General features: G+C 66.1%; 17 protein-coding genes and 1 tRNA gene. 8 read left to right on the top strand and 10 right to left on the bottom strand.

All coding sequences use genetic code 11. The annotated features are described in order from the left end of the window. The first annotated feature begins 232 nt into the window (after positions 1 to 232). The gene (locus G4L39_RS09150) at positions 233 to 2,824 is read left to right on the top strand and encodes a DEAD/DEAH box helicase (protein ID WP_165107638.1); all 2,592 of its coding nucleotides are present in this window, start codon (positions 233 to 235) and stop codon (positions 2,822 to 2,824) included. A 53-nt stretch (positions 2,825 to 2,877) separates the two neighbouring features. Here the strand turns inward: G4L39_RS09150 and G4L39_RS09145 are convergent, their stop codons facing one another. Next, positions 2,878 to 3,846 (bottom strand): glycoside hydrolase family protein, encoded by a 969-nt coding sequence (locus G4L39_RS09145; protein WP_205880899.1) that lies wholly within the window; start codon positions 3,844 to 3,846, stop codon positions 2,878 to 2,880. Positions 3,847 to 4,521: 675 nt separating this feature from the next. Between G4L39_RS09145 and G4L39_RS09140 the strand changes: the two genes are divergently transcribed. Continuing rightward, positions 4,522 to 4,986, top strand: a complete 465-nt coding sequence (locus G4L39_RS09140; RefSeq protein ID WP_165107637.1) for a YbhB/YbcL family Raf kinase inhibitor-like protein — start codon at positions 4,522 to 4,524, stop codon at positions 4,984 to 4,986. Positions 4,987 to 5,026: 40 nt separating this feature from the next. Here the strand turns inward: G4L39_RS09140 and G4L39_RS09135 are convergent, their stop codons facing one another. Beyond that, positions 5,027 to 5,896: a prepilin-type N-terminal cleavage/methylation domain-containing protein gene (locus G4L39_RS09135; protein WP_205880898.1), complete on the bottom strand. Its 870-nt coding sequence runs from the start codon at positions 5,894 to 5,896 to the stop codon at positions 5,027 to 5,029. 528 nt (positions 5,897 to 6,424) lie between these two features. Between G4L39_RS09135 and G4L39_RS09130 the strand changes: the two genes are divergently transcribed. Continuing rightward, positions 6,425 to 6,499 (top strand) — tRNA-Thr (locus tag G4L39_RS09130). A gap of 188 nt (positions 6,500 to 6,687) precedes the next feature. On the opposite strand, the gene G4L39_RS09125 is transcribed toward G4L39_RS09130, so the two are convergent. Both G4L39_RS09125 and G4L39_RS09120 read right to left on the bottom strand, forming a co-directional pair. Then, entirely contained in the window at positions 6,688 to 7,524 is an 837-nt protein-coding gene (locus G4L39_RS09125; protein WP_165107633.1) for a DUF481 domain-containing protein, read from the bottom strand. 288 nt (positions 7,525 to 7,812) lie between these two features. Continuing rightward, positions 7,813 to 9,927, bottom strand: a complete 2,115-nt coding sequence (locus G4L39_RS09120) for a Calx-beta domain-containing protein (protein WP_165107632.1) — start codon at positions 9,925 to 9,927, stop codon at positions 7,813 to 7,815. Positions 9,928 to 10,207: 280 nt separating this feature from the next. On the opposite strand from G4L39_RS09120, the gene mazG reads away from it, so the two are divergent. Next, on the top strand, positions 10,208 to 11,029 hold the full coding sequence (gene mazG / locus G4L39_RS09115) for a nucleoside triphosphate pyrophosphohydrolase (protein ID WP_165107630.1): 822 nt from the start codon (positions 10,208 to 10,210) through the stop codon (positions 11,027 to 11,029). Between the two features lie 128 nt (positions 11,030 to 11,157). On the opposite strand, the gene G4L39_RS09110 is transcribed toward mazG, so the two are convergent. Then, positions 11,158 to 12,846 carry a LamG-like jellyroll fold domain-containing protein gene (locus G4L39_RS09110; protein WP_165107628.1) on the bottom strand — a complete coding sequence of 563 codons (1,689 nt, stop codon included), beginning with the start codon at positions 12,844 to 12,846 and terminating at the stop codon, positions 11,158 to 11,160. Further along, the gene (locus G4L39_RS09105) at positions 12,839 to 13,402 is read right to left on the bottom strand and encodes a sigma-70 family RNA polymerase sigma factor (protein WP_165107627.1); all 564 of its coding nucleotides are present in this window, start codon (positions 13,400 to 13,402) and stop codon (positions 12,839 to 12,841) included. The genes G4L39_RS09110 and G4L39_RS09105 overlap by 8 nt, the downstream gene beginning before the upstream one ends. Before the next feature lie 499 nt (positions 13,403 to 13,901). Here G4L39_RS09105 and G4L39_RS09100 point away from each other — a divergent pair, with 499 nt between their 5' ends. The 3 genes from G4L39_RS09100 to hemH all read left to right on the top strand — a co-directional run bounded on the left by G4L39_RS09100 (position 13,902) and on the right by hemH (position 20,772). Further along, positions 13,902 to 17,966: an autotransporter-associated beta strand repeat-containing protein gene (locus G4L39_RS09100; protein WP_165107625.1), complete on the top strand. Its 4,065-nt coding sequence runs from the start codon at positions 13,902 to 13,904 to the stop codon at positions 17,964 to 17,966. A gap of 301 nt (positions 17,967 to 18,267) precedes the next feature. Then, positions 18,268 to 19,683, top strand: a complete 1,416-nt coding sequence (gene hemG / locus G4L39_RS09095) for a protoporphyrinogen oxidase (protein WP_165107623.1) — start codon at positions 18,268 to 18,270, stop codon at positions 19,681 to 19,683. A 6-nt stretch (positions 19,684 to 19,689) separates the two neighbouring features. Then, positions 19,690 to 20,772, top strand: coding sequence for a ferrochelatase (gene hemH / locus G4L39_RS09090; protein ID WP_165107621.1), 1,083 nt, complete (start codon positions 19,690 to 19,692; stop codon positions 20,770 to 20,772). Here hemH and ubiE read toward each other — a convergent pair. Then, positions 20,759 to 21,562 (bottom strand): bifunctional demethylmenaquinone methyltransferase/2-methoxy-6-polyprenyl-1,4-benzoquinol methylase UbiE, encoded by an 804-nt coding sequence (gene ubiE / locus G4L39_RS09085; protein WP_205880896.1) that lies wholly within the window; start codon positions 21,560 to 21,562, stop codon positions 20,759 to 20,761. The two genes, hemH and ubiE, sit on opposite strands and share 14 nt — an antisense overlap. A gap of 56 nt (positions 21,563 to 21,618) precedes the next feature. Here ubiE and G4L39_RS09080 point away from each other — a divergent pair, with 56 nt between their 5' ends. Beyond that, positions 21,619 to 22,038 carry a response regulator gene (locus G4L39_RS09080; protein WP_165107619.1) on the top strand — a complete coding sequence of 140 codons (420 nt, stop codon included), beginning with the start codon at positions 21,619 to 21,621 and terminating at the stop codon, positions 22,036 to 22,038. A 14-nt stretch (positions 22,039 to 22,052) separates the two neighbouring features. Here G4L39_RS09080 and G4L39_RS09075 read toward each other — a convergent pair whose 3' ends face one another. From G4L39_RS09075 to G4L39_RS15800, 3 genes are all read right to left on the bottom strand, one after another. Further along, positions 22,053 to 22,895, bottom strand: coding sequence for a histidinol-phosphatase HisJ family protein (locus G4L39_RS09075; protein ID WP_165107617.1), 843 nt, complete (start codon positions 22,893 to 22,895; stop codon positions 22,053 to 22,055). Between the two features lie 112 nt (positions 22,896 to 23,007). Further along, entirely contained in the window at positions 23,008 to 23,640 is a 633-nt protein-coding gene (locus G4L39_RS09070) for a response regulator (RefSeq protein WP_165107615.1), read from the bottom strand. Continuing rightward, positions 23,637 to 26,867, bottom strand: coding sequence for an ATP-binding protein (locus G4L39_RS15800; protein ID WP_165107614.1), 3,231 nt, complete (start codon positions 26,865 to 26,867; stop codon positions 23,637 to 23,639). The genes G4L39_RS09070 and G4L39_RS15800 overlap by 4 nt, the downstream gene beginning before the upstream one ends. Between the last annotated feature and the right edge of the window lie 94 nt (positions 26,868 to 26,961).

Genomic DNA, 26,961 nt, shown 5'->3' with positions numbered 1-26,961 from the left:
CAAGAGCAATCCGCAGCGGACGGACCTGCGCGTGGCGGAAGGGGTCGGGCCGGACCGGTTTTGCCGGGCTTTCCCGGGTTGGGTGGGCGGCGGCTTTACCGGGCATGGCGGGTTGCCCAAACTGCTGGTCTTTGGAACGGTGGGCAGGGCTTTGGGGGAGCGGCGGGTTTCTGCCGGCGCCCTTGGCGGGGCGCGGACCTGATCCGGCGGATCCCTCAGAATGGATTTTTGCATGGGGCTGACACTCTACGACCTGCTGGTGCGAGATCCGGACAACGTGTCCAGTGAAAGTCTGCTGGACCGGTTTCTGGAGTACGTCGCCGACCGGGGGATGACCCTGTACCCGGCGCAGGAGGAGGCGTTACTGGCGGTGTTGGAGGGGCACAACGTGATCCTGCAGACGCCGACGGGATCGGGCAAGAGCCTGGTGGCGATGGCGATGTTGTTTGTGGCGCTGGCGCGGGGTCGGCGGGCGGTTTACACGTGCCCGATCAAGGCGCTGGTGAACGAGAAATGGCGGGATTTGTGCCGAGAATTTGGTCCGGACAACGTGGGGTTGTCCACCGGGGACGCGTCGGTGAACCGGCAGGCTCCCATTCTGTGCTGCACGGCGGAGATCCTGGCGAACATCGCGTTGCGGCGGGGTGCGCAGGCGCCCGTGGACGATCTGGTGATGGACGAATTCCACTGGTACGCGGACCGGGACCGGGGCGTGGCCTGGCAGGTGCCGTTGCTGACGCTGCCGCAGACGCGGTTTTTGCTGATGTCGGCCACGCTGGGGGACACGCGGTTTTTCGAGGAGGAACTGACGCGGCTGACGGGGCGGCCGACGGTGACGGTGAACGGGTCCGAGCGGCCGGTACCGCTGGAGTATGAATGGTCGGAGCGTCCCCTGGCGCAGACGGTGGAACGGTTGCTGGCGGAGGACAGGGCCCCGATTTACGTGGTGCATTTCACGCAGGCGGAGGCGGCGGAGAGTGCGCAGGATTTCATGAGCCTGCCGCTGTGCACGCGGGCCGAGAAGGAGCAGATTGCGGCCGAGCTGGAGACGGTGCGTTTCAACTCGCCGTACGGGCCGGAGATCCGGAAGTGGTTGCGGCAGGGGATTGGTCTGCATCATGCGGGGTTGCTGCCGAAGTACCGTGTGTTGGTGGAACGGCTGGCGCAGCGCGGTCTGCTGAAGATCATTTGCGGGACGGACACGCTGGGTGTGGGGGTGAACATTCCGATCCGGACGGTGGTGTTCACGCGGCTGTGCAAATACGACGGGGAAAAGGTGAAGCTGTTGAGTGCGCGGGACTTTCATCAGATCGCGGGTCGGGCCGGGCGAAAGGGCTTTGACGAGAAGGGCTGGGTGGTGGTGCAGGCGCCGGAGGAGGTGATCGAGCGGAAAAAGCTGGAGGAAAAAGCGGCCCGGGAGGGTCGCAAGGTGACCCGGCGAAAATCGTCCGAGCCGGGTCGGATCAGTTGGGACCGCAAGACGTTCGAACGGCTGATCACGGCGGCGCCGGAGCGGTTGACCTCACGGTTCCAGGTAAGTCCCGGGATGTTGTTGCATGTGTTGAGTCGGCCGGATGAGGACGGCTGTCGCGCCCTGCAACAGATCATCCGGCGGTGTCACGATTCGCCGCGGCAGAAGAAGGAACACTTCAAGCGGGCCTGGCAGCTCTTTCGCTCGATGGTGAACCGGAACGTGATCGAGATCGTGCCGCGGGAACAGCGGGATGCCCGGGGCCTGCCGAAGCTGCGGGTGAACGTGGAGCTGCAGGAGGATTTTTCGCTGGACCAGACGCTCTCGCTTTATCTGCTGGAGACGCTGTTGATCCTGGACCCGCAATCGCCGCAGTACGCGCTGGACGTGTTGTCCCTGGTGGAGGCGATTCTGGAGGACCCGGAGCCGATCCTGTGGCGCCAGTTGGAGCGGGTGCGTGCCGAAGCCCTGGCCGCCATGAAGGCTGAAGGAGTCCCCTACGAGGAACGGATGGAACGGCTGGAGGAACTGGAGTACCCGAAGCCGAATCGCGATTTCATCTACGGGACCTTCAATGCGTTTGCGGAGCGGCATCCCTGGGTGGGGCAGGAAAACATCCGACCCAAAAGCATTGCACGCGAAATGTACGAGGGATTTCGATCGTTTGACGATTACGTGCGGGATTACCAGCTGCAACGCGTGGAGGGCCTGCTGCTCCGGCACCTGCACAGCGTCTACAAGGTGCTCAAACAAACCGTGCCCGAACCGGCCAAGACGGACGCCATCCGGGAGATGGAACTCTATTTCGGCACCATGATCCGGACCGTCGATTCCAGCCTGCTGGAGGAATGGGAGCAGATGCGCGACCCGGAGTACGAACGACGCGTGGCCGAGGAACGGGCACGCATTACCGGACAGCCGGTGAGCCTGCCCGCCGAGCAGCCCGGGGGCGGCGTCACGGCCGATCCCACCACCTTCACCGGCCTGGTGCGGAACCGGATCTTTACCTTTTTGCGCGCCTGGAGCACGCGACAATTTGAGGCGGCCCTGGCGGAGCTGCGCGCACCGGAAGACGCGGAGGGGGTGCCATGGACGGTGGCGCGGCTGGAATCCGCCCTGGAAACGTACCTCCGGGACCATGTCCGGCTGAGCATGGACCCCGAAGCGCGCAACCGGCGACACACCCACGTGCTGCCGCACGCCGGCAAAGACGCCAAATGGACGGTCCAGCAGATGTTGGTGGATCCCGAAGGGCACAACGACTGGGTGGCCGAGTGGGAGGTGGACCTGGCGGCATCGGATGCCGCGGGCGAACCGGTGATGCGGTTGCTTCGGCTGGGTCCGTTGGTGTGAACCGCCGGCCGACGTCGCGGGGGGCGATGGCGGACCGGCGTGGCGACGGGCGCTCACGGTTGCCCGGCGGCGGCACCGGCCTGCAAGAGCCGCTCCAGGTCTGCGCGCGTGGCGCGGAAGGCCGTGCCGTGCTTCAGCCCCGGGGGAAAGGTCATTTCCCGGGTGGCGTTTCTGAAGACGCGGAAATCGCGGGTTTTGAGGGCGCGGTATTCGCCGTCGCGGTAAGCCTCGTAGTAGAGGATCCACTCGTCACCGACCTTGAGGGCCGAGGGGCCCTCGGTAAAGGGCTCGGTGATGGGGGGCCAGATGTCGCGCCAGGGGCCGAGAGGCGAGCTCCCGAACGCCACGCGGAGTCGGCGTTCAGGGCGGGTGTTGTCCTTGTGCACCAGCACATAGCCCGGGTCGGTGAAGACGATCTGTGCGTCAATCACGCTGTAACCCGGGTCCCAGAAAAGCTTCGTGGGCGCGAACTGCCGAAAGTCACGGGTAATGGTGTAGTAGAGGCGATGATTGTTGGTGCGGGGTTCGAGGTAATCCGGAAACCGGCCCGGGATGGTGGACGCCCAGACGATGATGAACCGGTTGCGGGGCGCGTCGTAGAAAAGTTCCGGAGCCCAGACATTGACGGTCTCGGGTTCATGTTCCATGACGGGGATGAAGCGCTGGTCCTCCCAATGAACCAGGTCGCGGGACCGCGCGTAGCCGAAGCCGCGGTCGCCGCGCCACGCGCTGGTCCAAACGAGGTGCCAGATGCCATCCGGGCCGCGACAGATGCTGGGATCACGGAACACCTTGCCGCCAACGCGCGGCTCCATGAATCGGCCGGGCACCCGGGTCCAATGGTGACCGTCCGGGCTGTAAGCGAAGAGTAGGCCGTCCTGTTCCGGTTCACGGAAGGTGCTGAAGAGGTAAACGGTGTCCCGGGGTGCCGGCGACGCCGGTCCGGCCGCGAGAACCGCGCTTACGCTGGCGAACCACCCGGCAAGGATCCAAATCCTGAGCAGTCCCATCGTCCGTTTCACGGGCTCAGTTTGCCGCACAATGGACGCGGTGACACGTCCGAATGTGCGCTTCGGCGCCCGGGGCGATGGAGTCGGCGGGAGAGGGCACCCTCCTCCGCGGCCCTCCGAATCCACCCCAGGGACACGGAGGTCAACAAAACCACCGAGGCACAGAGGGGCACACACCTCGGACACAGAGACGGGCTGCAAGATCACGCATGGAAGCATGAACCGGAACGCCACACAGGAAGGTCCTCTGGACCATTGCCGTGAAGGGCCCGGGCGGTTTGGCCCTGCGCCGCGTTGCGCAACCCTGTGCCGGCACACTCACGAGGCTGGCGGGGAGACCGTCTCCCGGGGCCTGGGGCAATGGATCGCAAGGACGCCGTCCCCCCGAGGTCCCGCAGAAAAGGACCGTAAGGACGCAGTGTCTCCCGTGAATGGTCCGGACCGGAGGGCGCAGGGATCGGGCCTCGGAATACTACGACGGTCACACGGTTGGGAAGTTCGCCCCGCCGCAACAGTTGAGTCGCGTTCTGCGGTGTTCGAATGCAGAAAGTGGGACCGACTGTTACAAGGTGGCGTTTCCCGGCTCGATTCGGAACCGGCCCGGGGGTATGATGGGACGGGCAGGGCCGCACCGGGCGGAGGGTTTCCCCCGCTTGTGTTGAGCCACCCGACTGCTGGAGGCCCAACATGAAACTCGAGATTCGTAGTCCCGCATTTGGGTACGGTGCCGTCATCCCGCAACAATACACAGGTTTGGGTCGTGACATCTCCCCGCCGTTGGAGTGGAGTGGCGTGCCGGGTGAAGCCCGGAGCCTGGCGCTGGTGGTGGAGGACCCGGATGCACCCATGGGCACATGGACCCACTGGCTGGTGTACGCCCTTTCCCCTCAAACCCGCGGTCTCGCCGAGGATCAACCCAGGACCCAGTACCTCGCCGGGGGTGCGCGGCAGGGTATCAATGACTTCCGTCGTCTGGGGTACGGCGGGCCGCTGCCACCGCCCGGGCCGCCGCACCGCTACTTTTTCCGGCTGTACGCACTGGACTGCGAACTCGACCTGCCGCCGGGTTTGAATCGCGCACGACTGTTGGAGGCGATGAAAGGGCATATCGTGGCGCAGGCCGAGTGGATGGGGACGTTTCAGCGGAAGTGAACCGGCGGCAGGCGTATCGGGGGGCAGGTCTGCCGGCGGATCAAGGGGTTTCCCAGCTCTGGCGGACGGCTTGTTGGACCCGGAGATAGTCGGGCAGTTCGCTGGCGGGGACCGGTGTAGGTGCCAGGCGGGTGGGGACCCTTTTCGGCACCCGCCAGCGCCAATGTTCCGCGTGCCCGTCGGCGAACGAGAGGTTGCAGCCTTGCGCGTGTCGATCGGCCGGGACATCCCACCATTCGCGGCGATCTCCCCATACGCCGGTCACCGGTATGCCGAAGAGCGAGTCCAGGATGGAATCCTCGTGCACATCGAGGAAGACCATCAGTTGCGCGGGGCTGGGCGAGCGGATGTTGGTCAATTTTTTGTACGAGGGAATGATGCGGGCCAGAACGGGATCGAACTCGGGCCAGCCGTTGACGGACTGGCTCATGTTGTAGCTGCGGGTGCGCGGGTATGGGAGAGGACGGCCCTCGGGGGTTTCGACCGTGGAGCGGTCGGCCGGGCACCGGTAAATGGCTGTGGAACGGTTGTAGGGGAACAGGAGCCCCTTCTGGATGTTGGTGGGTTCGACGTCGAGCCGGGTGTTGCCCGGGCACCACGAGGCGCCCCGCGCCAGGGGATCGCCCGTGGTCAGGCTGTAGACGGAGTTGTTGGGCGGCAGCACGTCTGCATGGTCGCCGGCGTAAAGATACCAGCAGGTTTGGAGCTGACGCAGATGATTCTGGCAGGCGATGGTACGGGCGCGGTCCTTGGAGCGGGCCAGGGCCGGCAGGAGCATGGCCGCCAACAGGCCCAGGATCACCAGCACCACCAGCAGTTCGATCAGGCTGAACGCCGTGGCGGCGGCGGTGGCTGAACCAGTGCCGCAGCCCGGGGTTCCAGGGCCGGTCCACGTGGTCCGGTGCGTCATGTCGACGTGGTCCGGTGCGTTATTTAGCACGGCACACTATAATCGTGGCCCCCGTTTTGCGCCACCTCGGGCTCGGTCGGGCCAACGACATCGGCGTCCCACCACGGGAGACGTCGCCGGGCCGTCCGGCCCTGATGAGGGAAAAAGCTCGGAACTACCGAGAACTCGTCAGGACTTCGAAGTCGCCGGGGCGCTGCGCATGGAGGGCGGCATTCGAACTACGGGAGCCCGGCCAGAGTGACACCCGTTGGGGCCGTCCTCCGGCGGCTCCAGTGGGCAGTGGCGGGAGCCACCGTTTGAGGTCACACGCGGCGGGTTTCCGCCCGGGCGACAACCAACAGCGGCTGACGGATTTTGTACCTACGGCTGCCGGGGCGAGCGGGTCACGTCCATTACAGGGCGACCAGAGTTCGGGCTGATGATCCTCATCGGGACCGGGACTTGTCCGGTGCCAGCGCCTCTGGTACCTTGCTCTCATGATCGGCCTGCGGGTCCGAATACGAGCCGCAGTTGCCGCATCGTTCGAGGGCCAATGTAGCTCAGTGGTAGAGCAACGGTTTCGTAAACCGTCGGTCGCCGGTTCGAATCCGGCCATTGGCTCCATCTTTTTTTTGGCTGAGGCCCGGCTCCTGCCGTCGGCTTGCGCCCCGGTTGCCTGACCAGGTGGACGAGAGGCCTCGTTTTCCTACCGCCCTGTCCAAAAGACGGCTTTCGCATCCTTTGCCGTGAGGACCTGGATGGGCGTTGAAACCTTCGAGGAGCCGGAGCCCGTAGGCGACCTGCCGGCACACCTAAAACTTGTAACGAAGCCCGGCCACAATCCGCAGGTCGTTGGCTTTCCGACCGGGGGGTGGGGAATGGTTGTAGTTGTCTTGGAGCACCAGGCTCAGACTGACCGACCGGGTCATGGCCGCGTCCACACCGAGCTCGCCAATCAGGAGGAACTTTGTATCCCAGGCGTCCACCTGCGGGATGTATTCGAGGGTCTGCCAGAGTCGGGTGTTCGCATTGAGCTGGTACTCGAACCTTTCGCCGGCGCGGAAGGCGGTGTACTGGTCGGCCGGCCGATCGGCGAGGTTTTCGAATCCCCATGAGGGACCCAATTCCGCCCGCAACTCAACGTTGGTACGCTGGATAAGGTACCAACCCACCAGGGGGCTGACCCGCACCCGGTAATCCACTCCCGCGATGGCGTCGTATTCCGCGTCCGAACGAAGACCGAGGTAGCCACGCTCGTGAAACTTGCGATCGTACTGACCGAAGCCGCGGACGTACTCGGCGGTTTTTTCAGTGTCGCGGTCCACGGTGGATTCGCCATAGCCGGCGGCCAGGCCGGAACCGAACTCCCATCGTGGGGCCTTTCTCCGAGCGTCGAGGCTGAGATTGGCCAGAAACGTCTCGCTATTGCCCCGGGTCAACGTCAGGCCGAGGAAGGCGCTGCCCCTCCAGAGTTTCGCAGGTGCGTTGGTGGCGCCATCCGGGTCCGGCGCCACCTGAGCGTGCAGGCACGGGGCACCGGCACCCCAAAGGACGCCTGCCGTGGCGGCTGCGACGAAGACCAGGACGATGCACCTGTCCAGCCGGCGACCGGGTGTCGCTTCCTTCCATGTTCTCCGTAACCAATTCACGCACCGCAATTTGGACAGACCCGCAGTCTCCGGCAAGGTTTCCCGGGCTGAAAAAACCGCTCGTTCCTCGAAGCCCACCGGGCCGGAACAACAGGAACCGACCCTGGCAGGGTGCAGTGCAACCAGGCAAGGCCCGGCGCGAACCATCCTTGGAGCCCCGACCGTCTGAAACGCCAGATCCGTACCCGAGCGGCTGAAAGTTCAAGCCCGGTCTTCAGTTTTCGAAACGCGAGGGGCCGTGCAGCGCGCGGTGCGCTTGTTCGTGCATGGACGGAATTTCATCCGGCTTCAATTGTCCACGTCAGCCGGACCGTACTCGGGCACGATACGGTAGAACCGCATGGGCACCTGGGGCACGTCCGGATCCAGGACGGGAAGAGTTTCACCTGCGCCGGTGCCGCAGCTGCCCACCACCTCCCAATCCACGAGGTTGGTGGACCATTCGAGGCGCCAAGGTACGCCGGGCAGGCGAAGCAACAGCAATCCCACGGTGCCGTCGCCCAGGCGGGCCTCACGCGGCACGGGCGCCCCGGCGTCGAGGATCAGCACCGCCGCCCGCGAGGGTTGGCCCACCCGATACGGCACAGCATCCACGGGGGGTTCAATCAATCGAACCACAACCGTTTCGGGCCCTTCCCGGAGGTTATCTGCCGCAGCCACCACCTCTACCGGAACGGCCCGGGCACCGGCAGGGATCTCGGCCCGGCCGGGCAGCTCCTTGTAGTCCTCACCCGGTGTGGCAGTACCGCCGACCTCGTAGTAGACCGTCCATGGGGTGTCCAAGGCCCTGGAGCAGAGGATCTGGAACCGGGCGGTGTTGGTGGTGCCTTCACGCGCAATGGGGTCGGTGGCCAGAATCCGGACCACGGGCGGTGCGGTCGTTTCCAGGACGCGAATCCGGACCGGCGGACTCTCTGTGCGGGCGCCAAGGTTGTCCGTGGCCACTGCAACGAGCTGATGTTCTCCCGCCGGCACATTGGTCCAGACCCAGACAAACGGGAGGGCCGGGATGTGGGCGGGCACCACGGGGCCGGCCGGCGTCAGTTCCGCGTCCGGCTCGGGCAAGATGGCCAACTGGTTCGTTACGGTTCCGAGTCGGCGTCCGTCGGCATAAAAGTCTACCGTGACAACCCACCCGTCCGGATCTCTGCCCAGGGCCACCAACCGCACATCCACCGGCTCCTGATAAACCGCACCCGGGGGCGGACTGACCAGCTTCACCAATGGTGGTCGGTTGGTCCGGGTCATCTCGCGAATCCAAGCCACGGCCCGGGCCGGGTCCGCGACCAGATAACAACCGGGCGCGGGCCCAACCTGGGTTGCGCAATCCGGTTGAACCAACTGGATCACCACGCTTTCGGTGTCCTCCACCTCATTGTCCGGCAACGGTTGGATCGTCAGGCCGACCTCCCGGGCGCCGGAGGGGAAGGTGACGCTGCCCGGCAACTCCACATAATCCACGCCGTTGGAAGCGGTTCCACCCACACGATAGCGCACCGTCAGGGGGCTGCCTGGATCCCCACCCTCGCGCCGCAGAACGAATCGGGCCGGGTCAAACCCGGGTGTCATCGGCAACGGCTCCACTGCATAAGGATCGGGCGCCTCGATCCACACCCGTGGCAGCGAGGGCGCCTCGCGAACACGGATTTCCACCGGGGCGGACGTGGAGCTAAGCCCGGAATCGTCGGTGGCCACCGCGGTCAGCACGTGCAGGCCCACGGGAGCATTGGACCATACCCAGTCGAATCGTTGGGACTCGCCCGGCGGCGGCGGGATGAGGAAAAACACCGTGCGCGTGCCGATGCGCTGGCCATCGGCGAAAAACTCCACGCGGGGAACGTAACCGTCCGGATCGCGGGCAACCACTTCCACGCGGACATCCGCGGGGGCTCGGAACACCGTGCCCGGTTCGGGTTGCACGATGGCGACCCTGGGCGGAAACCGGCCCGGCGCGTCGTAAATCCGGACCACGGCTTCGGCCGGTCGCCCCACGGCATAGCACTGGGGCGGCGGCGGCCAAATGGCAATGCATGGCAGTTCCTCCACATGGAGCACCACCGTCTCCACACCCTCGTCCAGCTCGTCCGCGATGGGTTTGACTTCCAACGGAACCTCCTCCACGCCGGCCGGCACGGTGACCTCCAGTGGCAGGGCCGCATAGTCCACGCCGTTGCTGGCCGTGCCCGTGATCCGTAACTGCACGGAAATCGGGACGTCAAGGTTGCCGCGACGGTGCAAGACAAACAGGCCCGTGTTGTCACTGCCTTCGACTGCTTCCGGGTCGGGCGCGGTCACGGTAACAACCGTACGCTCCACCACGACCTGGGCATGTAGGGCAAGGGTGAACCCCAGAAGAACCGACGGCGTCAGCGCCCACCGAACGAAGGGGTTGGATCGTTTCATAAGGGCCTCCATCAGCCGGGGCGGGAAACAAGTTATGACCGGCGCCCGGTCGACGAGTAGACCCATCCCACATTTTCACAAGAATTCAAGGCTGGCCTGCACGCTTCCGGAGGGGTTCCGCCACAACCAACCCGATCCCACCGGGTGCGCCCGGCCGGTACCACGCAACTTCAGGTCCGTGCTCCGTCCTCCGGGCCCGACGTCCCCGGCTGTTCAAGAATCGTCCGACCGCCTGAAATACCTTGATTCATGATCCCCTCGCAGCTACCTGAGCCGGGTCATGCGATCTCGGAAACGCCCTGCCATTGAGGAATTGCTGGAGGTCATGGCCCGGCTGCGCGGGCCCGGGGGATGCCCCTGGGACCGAAAACAAACCCACCGGACCCTCCGCATGTACGCCGTGGAGGAGGTGTACGAACTGCTGGACGCCATCGAATCCGGCGACGACGAAGCGTTGTTGGAGGAGCTAGGGGACGTGCTGTTGCAGGTGGTGTTTCACGCTCAGTTGGCGCGCGAACGGGGCGCCTTTGACTTCGACGCCGTGGCGCGGCGCATCACGGAAAAACTCATCCATCGCCATCCGCATGTGTTCGGTGAAGCCGCCGTCAGGGACGCCGAGGAGGTCCTGGCCCGCTGGGACGAGCTCAAACGCGAGGAGAAGCGGCAACGGGGGCGGACTCCGGATTCGGTCTTCGACGGCATTCCGCGACACCTGCCGGCCCTGCTCCGGGCCACCGAGCTGATCAAGAAAGCGCGCAAGGCCGGCCTGCTGCCCGATGCAGAACCAGAGACGGAGCACGTCGAAGCCCCGGCATCTGCGGACCGGTGGACGCCGCGCCGACTGGCCCGGCAGTTGTGGGCCCTGGTGGAAGTGGCCCAAGCCCACGGTTGGTCTGCCGAGGCGTTGTTACGCGACGAATCGCGCCGTCGCGAGACGCTATGGCGTCGCCGGGAACATGCCACAGCCAGCAGAAACACATCGAAACCTTCCAACCCCCGCGCGGTCGGCCAGCCGCCCCCGTTGCCCGCAACGACCGGCCGCGCCTCATCCCAATCGCCCGCCGCCCGGGGCTCCCGGCGAAAGCCGGGGTCAACCACCTGACGCACCGACCTTCCTGCCAGCCTCCCGGGGCTTTGACCAGGCCGGATCGGATCCTTTCGCGGGCAGGATCGGCGGAGCCGAAAATTCCCGGGCTTGCCCGGAAGCGACCGCTGCGCACTCGGACAGGCCTACCGCCGGGCCTGTCGCGACCCCTGAGGATCTTCCTCGCTGCACCCGGCCAGGGCCGCATGCCATGCAATCGCCTCCGGTGACAGCGCATGCGGGTAGATGGCCACCTCGTCCAGGTAGCCGATCAAGGAACGAACGTCATCGGCCGGATCGGGTCGGTGCCGGAGCATGCCCAGCAGCACGTGGCAGGGCCCGACCGACTGAACCCGATCCGCATCCGCAGCGGCCGCCAGCGCACCATCAATGTACATTTCGAGCCGGCCGTTGCGGCATTGGGCCACGATGTGATGCCAGCGGTAAGGGAAGAATACGCGGGTGGAGAACAGGTTGACCCCGCCGAAGGTCGCCGGGGGGACCCGCTGCACGTACCGGAGTGTGCCCGGTTTGTGGACGAGATGCTCGGGATCGCGCGCCGTCAGTTCCACCAGTGCCAGATGCTGATCCTCCGGGGTGAGCAATCCCACCAAGGCACTGTTCTTGTACTGTTCGGACGAAAACAGGAACTCCACGGCATAGTCACCCGGCGGAACGATCCACGGAGACTCGGTCTGGAGGTGGGAACGTGCCCTGCGCGAATCGAAAAATGCGGCCCGGTTACCGGAACCGACCTCCCGGCAGCGCACTTCGCCCCGGATGATCAGCGCCGGTCCGCCTTCCATTTCATTCGGGATCCGCCCTGCAGAGGCATCTTCAAAGCGCCAGTAACTCCAGGGTTGTGCGGCTCGCACCGCCCGGGCGTATTCGGGGCTCAACTGAAGCGGACGCGCCTCCACGCGCGGCGGCTGCACAAACCTCCCGGGGGGGAGCGCCGCCGGTTCAATCGCGCCGCGTTCGGGCACGATTCGCACCGGCGCATGCGCCGGCAACACCTCGCTGCGCAAGGTGGTCCCGTTGGGTGCCAGCACCGAGGCCTCCGCCGATCCCCGAAACACCATCACTTCGGCCGACCCGTCCGGAGACACATTAAAACCAAACTCGGTGCCCAGATCCCGAATGGCCGCGCCGGGTGAGGCGATCGTAAAGTCCGTGATTTCCGACTGCGGCGGCACGTGCACCGACAGTCGCCCCTGTTCACAGTACACGTGGGACAACGATCGGAGCTGAACCGCTGCGGGTCCTTCCACGTAAAGCCGCACCCCGTTGAACAGGGCCAGCGCCAGCCGACCCGAGCGGAGTCGCAGCCAACCCGGCTCCAGCAGGTCATCCTGGTGCGGTCGGTGGGTCGAGCCACGGTCCCACACCACCTCATCCGCCTGCACCACCACCCCCAACGTCTCCCGCAAATGCAACGGCACCGGTGGCGGCGTTGGCCGATATCGCATGCCCCACCATAATCCCGCCGCCAAAACCAACCCCAGGCTCAGTGCCGGCACCCACCACAACCGCCGGACCCGGTTGACCATTGCCCCGGCGCGAAGCGCCTCCATGACGCGCCCTTCCACGGGGGAACCCTTCCCCGCCGAAACTTCCGCCGGGGCCGGTTCCGACCGCAGCTCCTCTTCGATACGCAGCCAGCGGGGCGAAGGGGCCTGAACCACCTTCAGCATCCCCAGCATGTGAATCTGCCGGGCGCACTCGCGGCGAAATGCCGGGTCGGTCCGGAGCCGCGCCAGCAAGGTCTCGCACCGCGACTCCTCCAGCGTCCCGCCGCCCCAGGCCATCAACAGATCCCGCAGGTCATCATCCATCGGCCAGTTCCTTTCGCACACAATCCCGCAACAACTGGTTGGCCCGGTAGTGCAGGTTGTAAACGGCGCCAACCGTGGTGGAGAGCGCCTGCGCCAGCAACGCCGGCTTCGTGCCGTCCAATCCGGCCCGGACCACCCGGCGCAACCGGTCGGGCAACCGGTTGATACATCGCAGCAAGGCCTCGATCGCCGCCGCCTGATGCCCGGCTGCCTCCTGCTCCAGCTCCTCGCGCAGCAGGTGACTGACCTCCTCGCGGAACCGTTCCATGGCGTTTTGCCGCCGTGCCGTGGCCCGGAAATACATCTGCAGTTTCAGACGGGCAATGCCCCGCAACCAGCGACCGAAATCCTCCCCCCGCCGGAAGCTGGACAGATTCCGAAACGCCGCGATGAACACCTCCTGGGCCAGATCGTCCACCACGTCCAGGTCGTACACCTGACTGCACAGGTAGCTGCGCAGCGATAGTTCGTAGCGACGAACGATCCACCGAAACGCGTCCACGTCGCCCCGGGCCACATCGTCCAGGATTTGATTCAGATCCGGCTGCCGGTCCATGGCGGTCCTCTTCAGGGCATTTGCCGGTCACCAGCCTCTTTTCTCACCGCGGGGCCGTACTCGCGCTTCGCAGCTGCCGCAAGGGGCCGCCGCCGGGCCGGGCGCCCCAACCGCAGGCCCGGACGCCCGGTTCGACACTGGCGCCGGTGTGAGATCCGGTCAAGCCCGGCAAATATGGTTGTGCAGAAGCCCAAACAGACCCGTTCCGATGCCCCGACCGGGGCCGCGTTCCCCGGGTGGAGAACGTTGGCGCACGGCCGGGCGGGAAACCCGTGGGCCGGGAACGGGTCCGGGCGCGGCAGCCATGCAACCAGCCACGCGCCAATCCGGCGCAAGCGGGGCGGTCAGCGGTTCGGTGAAACCCAATCACCGCTGCGCGGTGCCGGTTTCTGCCGTGCCAGCCGCGCGACACCGGGTCGTCCCCAACCTGGCCGACCCCGAGCACCTCAACCACTCGCCCAACCTCACCCCGGCCAACCACCAAACCTCCCAAGTACCCATGAAAACGATACAAACCTGGATACGACGCAGCCTCCTTCTGGGCCTCACCCTGGCCGCCACCGCGGCCCATGGCCAGGCAACCCTCTACTGGACCGGTGCAGGCGACGGTGTACGGTTGGATCTCGAGACCAACTGGGATCCGCCGGGCATACCGCAGCCCAACGACATCATGGTCTGGGACGGCCGCACCAGCAGCAACCTCTTCCTCACCTTTACCACCGGAGGGATTCAGGGCGCCTTCGGCCAGCTCGGCCGCGACTTCTACATCACCTCCAACCAGGTCCATGCGGTTACCCTCTACGGCGCCGTCGGCACCCAATTCGCCATCCGCATGAACAACATCACCATCGAGCCGGGCGCCGGGCCGTTTACGTTTGGCCTGCTGGGCACGAACCTCATTGACGTGATTTGGGGCGGCCAGGGTGGGCAAACCCACACACTGATCAACAACTCCGCCCAACCTGCCACCATCAATGCCCAGGTGCGCATCCGCTACGGCGGCGGCGGTGCCCACACGCTGCTGTTCAGCGGCAGCGGCGACTGGATCGTCAACCACCATCTCCGCGCCGACAACAATTCCCCCACCATCATCACCAAACAGGGTCCCGGGCGGTTGATCTGGACCCGGGTGGACGAGGCGCATTTCGACAGTCCCATCCAGGGTCCGCTGACCATTGACGAGGGCACGGTCGTACTGAAAAGCCCGAACCTGCTGGACGGGATGACCGGCACGCCCACCCTGGCCGTTAACGCCGGCACCCTCGAATACGATGCGCCCACCGGCGTGGCCAGTCTCCCCTACGCACTCAACGGAGCCGGCGTATTGAAGGTCAGCAGCGGCACGCTGATGCTCTCCGGCGCGGGCACCTTCAGCGGCTCCATCCGGCTGGCCGGCGGCACCCTGGTCGTCAACGGGCCAGAAAACCCGGGGGTGTCGGGCCCGCTCGGACAGGGCAGCACGATTTCGTTCGAAGGCGGCACGTTGCGCTGGAGCGCGGCCAACACATTCGATTACTCGCCCGCATTCAGCACCGCAGCCGCTCAGCAGTACAAGCTGGACAGCGGCGGGCAGGACGTCGTGCTCGCCACCGCCCTGACCAGCAGCGGCGGTTCGCTGGAAAAATTTGGAGCCGGCAGGGTGATTCTAGCGGGAACGGCCTCCTACAATGGCCCCACCGTGGTGCACGCCGGCCGCCTGGTTTTCCAAGGGGGCAAAACCGGCACCGGCGACATTACCGTGGCGGACGGCGCCGCGTTGGAGGTGCGAGTCGGTGCAGCCCCCGTAACGCCCGGCACGCTCACCCTGGGCACTCAATCCGGTTGCACACTGGCCTTTGACAACGTCACCAGCACCACCGCCGCCCCGCTGGCGGCCAACACCCTCGCCTCGGCGGGTACCGTGGTGATCGAGGTGCTCGGCGGATCTTTCGCCATCAACCAGAGCTACCCCCTGCTGACATGGAGCTCGGGCTCGACACCCAACTTCGTTCTCGGCCTCGTCCAGGGAGCCGTGGGTAACCTGAGTGTCCAGGGGAACACGCTCTATCTCAATGTGACCGACCTCGCTTACGTGTGGACCGGCGGCAACAACGGTTCGTGGGACCTGACCACGCCCAACAACTGGATCTACGCCGGCAACCCCACCCTGTTTGCCAATGGCGGCTGGGTTCTGTTCAGCGATGCCGCCACCGGCACGACTGAAATCACCGTGAACGCGCCGGTCCAACCGCTGCAGGTCCTGGTCAACAACAGCGCCAGGGCCTACACCATCACCTCCAGCGGCGCCAACAACATCGGCGGCTCGGGCGGCATCACCAAGAGCGGTTCGGGTCTGCTGACCCTCGCCGGCGGGGCCAACACGTACACGGGTCCCACCATCGTCGGGGGCGGCGTGCTGCAGGTGGGCGCCCTCGCCAATGGAGGCGCACCCAGCGACATCGGCGCTTCAAGTGCGGACGCGGCCAATCTCGTGTTGAACGGCGGCACATTGCTCTACAACGGGCCGGGCACGACCTCGGACCGGTTGTTCACCCTCGGCACGGGCGGCGGTCAAATCTTGGCCAGCGGCACCGGCGCCCTGCGCCTGCAAAACCCCGGGCCCGTCGCCCTGAGCGGGTCCGGCCAGCGCGTCCTGACCCTTGGCGGAACCAGCGAGGCCGACAATACCCTGGCCGGGTCCCTGGCCGACAGCGGGGGCGCCACCGCCGTTGCCAAGGTGGGCTCGGGCAAATGGGTGTTGACCGGAGACAACACCTACACCGGCGGCACAACCGTGCAGGGCATTCTGCAGGTGGGCGACGGCGGCCCCACCGGCAGCGTGGGATCGGGCCCGGTGGAAAACAACGGCAGCTTCGTTGTCCGACGCTCGGGCACCCTGACCATCCCCGGGGTCATCAGCGGGACCGGCTCGCTGCGGCATGAGGGGCCCGGCACGCTGATTCTTGAGGCCGACAACACCTACACCGGCGGCACCACCAACCTGGCCACGCTCCAGATCGGCAACGGCGGGTCGACGGGCAAACTCGCCGCCACCGCGCCCGTCGAGAACAACGGAACCCTCATCTTCGACAGCACCGGACAGTGGTCGTTGTCCGGCAACGGCATCCTCACCGGGACCGGCAACCTCATCGTCCGGCGCGGTTGGCTCATGGCCATCGGGGCGAACAGCTACACCGGTTGGACCCTGATCGAGCCGGGCGCCATCTTCCAGCCCTGCCGGGGCAACGCCGGCCAACTGCTCAGCTCCGTCGTCACCAATCACGGCCTGCTCCGGCTGGTGCGCCAGGACGGCATCTGGCCGGCAACCCCGGTGTTCGTGTACTCGAACAACATCGTGGGCACCGGCGTGGTCTTCAAAGACGTCAACAACTTCAACGACGGCGGCGTCCAGTTCCTCGGCACCAACACCTACACCGGCGGCACGTGGATCGGCGGGGGTGCGATCGTGTTGGGCGACGGGTTCACCCCCGGCGCCGGTTCCATCGTCGGGGACGTGATCTTCACCAACAGCTGGGAATACAACGACACCCGCCGTTTGCTGGTGTTCAACCGGCCGGACGACGTCACCTTCCCCGGCAACATCCGCAGTGTGGTTTCTCCGGACATCGCACCGGCCAATCGCGGGGCTGTGTGGCACGCGGGCGGCGGGCGCCTGATCCTCACCGGAGACAATGATTATCCCGGCGGCACCACCATTGACGCCGGCATCCTCCAGGTCGGCGACGGCGGCGCCACCGGTTCACTCGGCACCGGCAACGTCGTCAACAACGGCATGCTGGTGTTCCACCGCCAGGGCGAACTGACGATACCCGGCGTGATCTCCGGCTCCGGCTCGGTCCTGCAACTGGGGCCGGGCGTTATCATCCTCGGCGCCACCAACACCTACTACGGCTCCACCACCGTGAGCAACGGTACGCTCATCGTGAACGGTGAAAACTGGGGCGCCGCCACCTATGTGTACGGCGGGGCCCTGGGTGGCACGGGCCCCATCCAGGGCATGGTCCAGACCGAATCCGGCACACAACTGTTGCCCGGGCCGGCCCCCGGCGCCATCGGCACCCTGGTCATCGGCGGGGACCTGCTGCTGGGTGGTGACATCGTCATCGAAATCAACAAAGCCGCGGCAGGCCCGTTGCCACCGCACGACATCATCGAAGTGGGTGGAACACCCCAAAACCTGGGCCAGGGCACCATCCACGTCGTGAATCGCGGTCCCACCCTGGCCGTCGGCGATCGGTTCCCGATCTTCAACAAACCTGTGGTGAACGGTCAGAACCTCACCATCGTTGGTGGCGGCGCCACGTGGATCAACCGGCTGGCCCAGGACGGCAGCATCGAGGTCCAGGCCGTTACCGCACCGCCCACGCTCAACTTCGAGCGCACCGCCGACGGCATCCGGTTCTCCTGGACCGGGAGGTTCAAACTGCAGTGGCAGACCAACAGCCTGGCCCTCGGGCTCGGCACCAACTGGGTGGACTACCCCGGCGGTACCACCAGCCCTGTCACGGTACCCATCAGCACGGAGCCGGGCAGCGTGTTCTTCCGCCTGATCAGTGTGCCTTGACCGGTTGACCGGGCCTTTCGTCAGGGTTGGGACATCGAGCGCGGTGGGACTGCCCGCGGGTGGGCACGGCTGACGGGCCGGCCTGCTCGCGGGCGGTCTTCATTCCCATGGACCCGCCCGAACGCACGCCCCGAGCCCCTCGGGCGCGGCCGGAGCCCGCGCCGCCGCCGCTGCCCGGGCGAATTCCCGTCGGAACGCCAAACCGCCGGCAACGGCGGCCCACGAGACCTGGGTTGAACCCGGCCGTTCGCATTTGGCGATGGGTGACCTCTGGGTTACTCTTCAGCCGCGTGATCAAGGGATGAACGAATCGGGGAAGCAAACCATGGTCCGGCCGCCCGTGGCGGTGGTCGGGGGAGGGATCACCGGGCTCACGGCGGCCTTCGAGCTGCAGCGGCGCGGAGTGCCCGTGGTGGTGTATGAGGCAACCGACCGGGTCGGCGGAGCCATACGGTCGGTCCGGGTCAACGGCTTCCTGGCCGAATTCGGGCCCAACACCATTTTGGAAACCTCGCCCCGCATCACCCAACTGGTGCGCGATGCGGGCCTGAGCGCGCGCCGGTTGGATCCGGACCCGCGCGCCAGCGCCCGTTACCTCGTGCGAGATCGTCGACCGGTGGCCATGCCCGGCTCACCACTGGGTTTCTTCACCACCCGCCTCTTCAGTTGGCGCGCCAAATGGGCCGTGCTCCGGGAACCCTTCGTACCGCCCAAACGCGATGACCGGGAGGAAAGCATCGCCGATTTCGTCCGCCGGCGCCTGAACCAGGAGTTCCTCGAACGCGCCATTGATGCCCTGGTCGCGGGCATCTACGCCGGCGACCCCGAACGGCTTTCGGTCCAGCAGGCCTTCCCCAAACTCGCCGCGCTGGAACGCGAGTACGGCTCGCTCATCCGCGGACAGATCTTCGGTGCCCGGGCCCGCAAACGGCGGGGCGAAGTGGCCAAGGACCGTGCACCCAAGTTTTCTTTCGACGAGGGGCTCCAGGTCCTGCCCGATACGCTCCGCGAACGTCTGGGGTCGGCCGTCCGGTTGCAGTCCACCGTCACCCGACTACGCCGGCTGCCGCACGCCTGGCAGGTGACCGTCCGGACCCCGGAGGGCGAACAGATCTGCGAGCACGCCGCGGTCCTGCTCGCTGCCCCGGCCTTCAAGCTCGCCGAAATCGCCCTGGAAACCGGCGGCGATCATTCCCTGGCCTTCCTGGGCGGGATCCGTTATCCACCGGTGGCCAGCGTCGTGCTGGGGTTCCGTCGCGAAGACGTGGCCCACCCGTGCCGCGGATTCGGCATGCTCATCCCCCGCGTGGAGGGGTTTCGCATCCTCGGTACCATCTTCTCCTCATCGCTCTTCCCGAACCGCGCCCCGGCCGGTCACATTACCCTCACCAGTTACATCGGCGGCGAGCGACAACCCGAACTGGCCGGTCTCCCCGCGGAGGAACTCTACCGCATCACCTGCGAGGATCTGCGAGTGTTGCTGGGCGTCCGGGGGGAGCCCACGTTCCGCCATCATTACTACTGGCCCCGGGCCATCCCGCAGTACAACCTCGGCTACGGCGACCACCGCCGGCGAATGGAGGAGCTGGAACAGAGCTGCCCCGGCCTGTTCTTTGGCGGGCATTATCGCGACGGCATCTCGCTGGGCGACTCCATCCTCTCCGGCCTGCGCATGGGCGAGCGCATCGCCGTGTTTTGGCACCAATCCAGTCACTGACACCCAATGAATCCCGCCGTCCTGCTGGTCAACCTCGGTTCCCCGGACTCGCCGTCGGTGCCGGACGTCCGCCGGTACCTGAACGAGTTCCTGATGGATCCCCGCGTCATCGACGTGCCCTGGCTGTTGCGGCGCTGGATCGTCGGCATGATCCTCATCCGCCGACCCAAACAATCCGCCCATGCCTACCAGACCATCTGGACCCCGGAAGGCTCCCCCCTCATTGTCATCAGCCGCAACGTCCAAAAGAAATTGCGGGAACGGCTCGGCCTGCCCGTGGAACTGGCCATGCGCTACCAAAACCCCTCCATCCCGGACACCATCCACCGCATGGCCCGGCAGGGCATCGACCGTGTACATCTCATCCCGCTGTTCCCCCACTACGCAATGTCCAGCTATGAAACCGCGGTCGTTCGCGTGCAGGAAGTCGTGGCCCGCCAGGCCCCGCACATCCGGCTCACCGTCGAACCGCCCTATCCGGATCACCCCGATTACATCCGCGCCCTGATCGAAAGCGCCCGTCCCTGGCTGGAGAAGGGGTTCGATCACCTGCTCTTCAGCTTCCACGGCGTACCGGAACGCCAGATCCGAAAGACCGACCCCACCCGGAGCCACTGCCTGATCCACCCGGACTGTTGCCACGTCCCCAGTCCGGCCCATGCCACCTGTTACCGCCACCAATGCTTCCGCACCGCCGAGCTCTTTGCCCAACAGGTCGGCCTCCCCAAAGACCGTTGGTCCGTAGCATTCCAATCCCGCCTGGGCCGCGACCCATGGCTGCGCCCGTACACCGACGAAGAAATCGCGCGTCTGGCACGATCCGGTATCCAACGTCTCCTTGTCATTTGCCCGGCCTTCGTTTCGGACTGTCTGGAAACCCTCGAGGAAATCGGCATCCGCGGCCGGGAAACCTTCCTCGAAGCCGGCGGACGCGAGTACGCCCAAATTCCCTGCCTCAACGAACATCCCCTGTGGATTGAAGCCCTGGAACGCATGGCCCGGCGCGGCCTGGCGGACGCACTCCAAAACCCGCAATCCAGCTCGGACCCGGGTCCGGTCCCCACCGTCACCCCTGTCACCCCTTCTTGACAGCCCGGTGCAGGCTCATCGCCCCGCCCATGAGGTTGATCACCTCCACAGGGTCGCAACCCAGTTCCCTGAGCGCTCGTTCAACCCCGCGCTGGGCCGGATACGCCTCCAACGATTCGAGGATATAGGCATAGGCGGCCCGATCCCCGGCCACCCACGCACCCCACAAGGGCACCACCCAACGCAAATACCCAAAATACAGCCGCCGCCACCACGACCGCTCCGGCTTCCCAAAATCCAAAATCACCACACGACCGCCCGGCCGCGTGACCCGGACCAACTCCCGCAAACCCTCACGCCAGTCCGCCAGATTCCGCAACCCGTAAGCCACCGTCACCGCATCAAACGTCTCCGCCGCAAACGGCAAATGCATCGCGTCCGCCTGCAAAAACCGAACCCGTTCGCCCGCCATCCCCCAACGTCGGGCCCGTGCCCGCGCCACTTCCAACATCGCTTCGCTAAAGTCCACCCCCACCACCTCCGCACCCGACCTTGCCAGCCGTCTTGTCACATCCCCGGTGCCGCAACAAACATCCAGGGCACGATCACCCGGCCCCACCCCCGCCAGTCGGACCATCCGCCGTTTCCACAACCGGTGCAGCCCCGCCGATTGCAGGTCGTTGATCAAGTCGTATCGCCGGGCAATCGCATCAAACAACGCCCGCACCCGGCGTGCCCGATCCTGCCCTGCATCCGAACTCAGCGACCCCATGCGCTCCTCCGCCACAGCCTCGCCCCGCCCGTCCCGAACGCCGCACCCGCCGGGCCCGGCCCAATTGTCCGTTGCCATCCACCCCCGGCTGGTTTATAGGACGGGTGGGCGGACGGCCGACAAACGCACAAACCATGAGCACCAAAAAGATCCTGATCCTGGACGATGATCCCGTCGTGGTGAAGGCCCTGAGCATCAAACTCCAGGCCGCCGGCTATCAACCCCTCAGTGCCACGGACGCCGAAACCGCCCTGCGAATCGTCCGAACCGAAAATCCCGACCTGCTCATCGTGGACATTCATCTGCCACCCAACCCGCAAACGTGGACCCAATGGAGCGGTTTCAGCCTCGTTCAATGGTTGGAACGCCTCTACCAGGACTGGCACAAACCGGTCATCATCATCTCGGCAGACGACCCGGATCGGCACCGGGAAAAGGCCGAACAAATCGGCGCAGTAGCCTTCTTCCAAAAACCCATTGACCACGACAAACTCCTGCGCACCATCGCCGGCGCCCTCGGCACCGAGGGCAGCCCTGCCACCCGGGCGACCTGACCCGCGGCCACAACTCATTCCACCACCTGCGAACGCACCGGGCATGCCGGCAACTCCGGCAGTTCCACCCCGACCTTCCGACGCCCCTCCCATCGCAACGTCTCCCGATAGCCCGCCGCCCGCGCCAACCGTACCGCCTCCGCCCAGTCCGAGCCCACCTCCTCCGGCGCATGTGCGTCGGATCCGAAGGTCAACCCCACGCCCGCCTCGAACGCCATCCGCAACAATGCCGGTGCCGGGTACATCTCCCCGCACGGCTTGCGCAAACCCGCCGTGTTGATCTCAATCGCACAGCCCGCGCGCCGCGCCACCTCAAACAACCGCCGCCACAGCGGCGCCAGCTCCGCCGGCGGCCGATGCCCAAACTTCTTCGGCAAATCCACATGGCCCAGAATGTCGAACAACCCGCTGCCCGCCGCCGCCTCCAATCGCTCGAGGTAGGCCTGCCACACCGAGGCCGGATCCACACCTTCCCACCGCCGCACCTGCCCGGGATGATCAATCGCCCAATCCTCCGTGACATAGTGGACCGACCCGATCAAAAAGTCCCACGCATGGCGGCCCGCCAGTTCGCGAATCCACCCCTCCAACCCCGGTAGATAATCCACTTCCAACCCCAGCCGGATCTTCACCTCCGGCACCGCCCTGCGCGCCGCTTCCACCGCCGCCACGTACGCCTCCAGCTCCGAGGCGCGCATCCGCCAGTCATCAAAATCGTCCTGCGGCATCGGCGCATGATCCGCAAAGCCGATCTCCCGCAACCCCAACGCTCGAGCCCGCAGGGCGTATTCAACCGGTTCACCCCGGGCGTGCCGGCACAGCGGCGTGTGCATATGATAGTCCGCAGGCCATTCCATGGCCCCAGTCTCCCCGCAACCACCCCTGCTGGGCAAGCCGCCGCACACCTGTCCTGAAGTTCCAACTTCCCCGGATTTCCCCTGCATCCCCCGCCCGAACCGATCCGGTGCCTCAACCGCCGGTCGCCGACCGAAACTTCAACGCCGCTTCCATCCGCGAACGGACGTGCAACTTGTGATACACGTGCCGCAAATGCCAGCGCACCGTCCCGTCGGTCAGACCCAGCCGCGCCGCAATCTCCTTGTTCGGATACCCCGCCGCCAGAAGTTCCAGGATCTCCCGCTCGCGGGGCGACAGTTCCGCCACCTGCGCCGCCGCCGTCACCGGCTCCTGAAACGACGCGATCACCTTCCGCGCAATCTCACGCGACATCGGTGCCCCGCCCTGGCAAACCTCCCGGATCGCCGCCCGCAACTCCTCCGGCGTGCACCGCTTCAGCAAATACCCGCACGCCCCCGCCCGCAACGCCCGGAAAATCCGGTCGGTGTCCTCGTACACCGTCACCATAATGATCTGCACCTCCGGCAGCAACTGCTTCAGGCGCGCCGTGCATTCGATGCCCGACTGCTGCGGCAACTGAATGTCCATCAGCACAATCTCCGGCGCGTGCTTCGGAATCAGCCGCAACGCCTCCTCCGCGGTGGCGCAGGCGCAAACCACGCGGAAGTCCGGTTCCGCCTCCACAAACTCCACCAAACTCTCCCGGATCACCCGGTTGTCCTCGACAATCGCCACCCTGGTCATGACCGTTGCCCCAGCGGCAGACACAACCGCAACGTCGTACCCTGCCCCGCCGCACTCTCCACCTCCAAACGCCCGCCCAGCCTCTCGCACCGCACCCGCAAATTCGCCAGCCCGTCCATGCCCGGTTCCGACCGTTCCCGCGGCAAACCCCGTCCGTTATCGTGGACCGTCAGCACCAGCTCATCCCCCTCCGCGTCCAACCGGAACCAGACCTCGCTGGCACCCGAGTGCCGCACCACATTCGTCAACGCTTCCTTGAACGCCAGAAACAAATGATGACGCCGCGGCGAGTCCACGGGCAAATCCGCAGGCGCCCGACCCTCCTCCAGCCGCCACGAAATCCCCGCCAGGCTCAGAAACCGGTCCGCATGCAGACACAAATAACTCACCAGCGACCCCACCGAGTCATGTCGCGGATTCATCGCCCAGACAATCTCATCCAGCGCCGTCACCATCTGTCGTGCCTTCTGCGTCGCCTGCGCCAGGTAATCCCGACACCGCTCCGGCGTTGCCTGCGGTGACTGGGCCCGTGCCAGCAGCATGGCAATCTCCGTCAGATCCGACCCCAGCTCGTCGTGCAGATCCCGCGCCACCCGTGCCCGTTCCTGCTCCAGCGCCTGCTGCTGCTCCAACCGTTGCCGTGCCCGGATCTCCCGTTCCAAGGCCGCGCCCCGCCGCTCCACCTGCCGGCGCAACTGCGTAATCCACAGCGTCGCCAACAACAACACTCCCGCCAACACCCCCACCGCCACCAGCAACCGTTCCAACGTCCAAAACGGCGGCCGCGCCACCACCACCAAACCGTCCGCCGGCCCCATCCGCAGTTCAAACCCGCCCGGCCGCGCCAAACCCGGCAAGCCCGCCGGGCTCAGCGCCAGCACACCCGTCAACAATACACGACTGCCCGGCGCCACCTCCGGCGGCGCATCCTCCCGAACCCAGCGCACCAACAACGTGCGCCACCCGCGCTGCACCACCAGGGACCAGCTCCGCTCCAACGGGCGCCGCTCCACCAACACCCCCTCCACACGCACCCGGCGCCCGTCCAACCCCGTCGGATCCCATTCGCCCTCGGGCAATACCCCGGGCTCCGGCAGTGCCTCCTGCCCCGTCACACGCACACTCGCATGCCGCAACACCGGGGCGCCCGGGCCGGACACATCCGGAAACCCCACCACCTCCACCACCGCACCCGGCGCCAACACCGGCCCCTCCCCCTTCAACCACGCACGCACCGCAGCCCCGCCATCCCGCAAAAACAGCTCCTGACCATCCTGCAAACACACCTGACCCATCACCCGCACCCGCTGAAACAGACCGGCCCCGGGATCAAACAACCGCAACGCCGTCACACTCTTCAACGGCAGATCAAACGGATCCCGCGGCGGCGGCTGTTCCACCCACACCTCCGCCCCATACAACCGCACCGCGCCCGCACGCACCTGGTGCGTCTGATAATCCCACGAAGCAAACAAACAACCGCGCATCCGCACCAGCGCGTCCTCCCATTCCTTCGAAGCCTGACAGGACCCGTCCCGCAACCGCAACTCCACCTCCAACAAGCCCTCCCGCAACAGCACCGACACACTGTTGGACCGCACACCTGTCACCCAGCCGCGCAGCTCCACCCATTGCGCGTCCAGACTCCCGCTCACCAACGGTTCCCAACCCGCTGCCACAGGCTCCGGCCACACACCCGTCCCCGTCACAACCAAACGCCCCGCATACACCATCGGCGCAAACAACCCGGGATCAGTCACCCCCTCCAACTCCACCCGGTCCCCAAGCTTTGGCAAACCTTCACCCCGACCCGACCGATCCACCACGTACAACCCGCGCGTGCCATCGTGTACCACCACCGCCTGATGCTCCGGCAACACACAGGTAACCGTCCCCTGAATCCGCACCCGGTACCCGCGCGCCGCCTCTTCCCGGGTCAACCCATGCACCGCAGCCCCTGTCCGCAACACCGGCTCCCCAACCGCCAATTCGCCCGCCCCCTCATCCAACAACACAACCCCACCCCCAACGCCAGACCCCCAAACCAACAAACGACCTGCCACCAACGGACCGTCCCGGCCACGCACCGGCAAACAAACCCCTCTCAACCGCACCCAACGCTCCATCCACTCCAACCCCGCCAGATCCCCCGCCTCCAACCACTCCGCTTCCAACCGACCTGATCCCGACCGCAACCCCAACCACAGACTCCGACCCGATCGAGTAACCCAGTCCACCCGACCTTCAACCACCGCCCAAAACGGCTTCACCCCCTCCTCCAACGGCTGCCCCGCCCAAACCATCCGCGGCTCCGGCAAGGCCCCCTCCCCCAACACCTCCCACCGCAACGCGCGATCCCCCACAACCAACCGGCTCCCGTCATCCGACCGCAACGTAAACTCCCACACCCCTGCCTCGGGTACGTCCAAAAAACCCTCAAACGCCAGGCCCACCCGCTCCCGACGCGGCAACACCTCCAACGTCAAACCTCGGCTCACACCACCGGTCAGACGCTCCCGATCCTCTCCATCCCCGGGCAACCGCTCACCCGTCACAACAAACGTTTCGTAACGCAACCCGGGTCGCCAAACCTCCGCACCCCCCGGACCAACCTCCCGATACCAGAACCGATCCGCCGGTACCGGCCCGGCCGGAACCCGCGGACCACGCCATTCCAACGCCAGTTCCAACGCATCCGCCGCATTGAACCATTCCAACCGGAACGGATGCCGCCCGGCCGGCAGGTACACCCGACCCGACCTGGCCAGCGTCGCGTGAACACCGTCGTTGTCCACCACCCAACCCACCGACCCCACCCGCGTCCAATCACCGCGACGCTCCACCAGGGCCCGACCCCCACCCCGCACCCGTGTCCCCGGCGCCCATGGTTCGTCCCCCCAGTCCACCTCCCACAAACGCACGGCCTCACCGTCCCACAAGACCAACCGACGCAGCCCCGGGTCCGACCACAACACCGTGCCGGCAATCTCCACCTCTTCCGCATCCTCCCCGCCGGACGGATCCCCCGGGGCAACCGGCATGGAACTGCCCGAACCCGGACCACCTCGCACCACACCCGTCAGCGCAAACCACAACAATCCCAGCAGCCAAATCCAACCGCAGGAGAACCTCTCAAAAGGTTGGCAACTCACAGGGGCGCAGCCATCATACGGCCAACCCCGGACCTGCGCCACGCCCCGTTTCAGGCCCACCTCACCACATTGCACCGTTCCATCTCCACGCGCGGACACAGCCCAGTATGGCCCCGCAATCCTTCACCCGCCAAGGACGACTCAAACCCGTGCCCCGCGCTCATCACGC

It is taken from the genome of Limisphaera ngatamarikiensis, from assembly GCF_011044775.1.
GTDB lineage: Bacteria > Verrucomicrobiota > Verrucomicrobiia > Limisphaerales > Limisphaeraceae > Limisphaera > Limisphaera ngatamarikiensis.
This window is presented reverse-complemented; position numbering and strand designations above follow the sequence as displayed.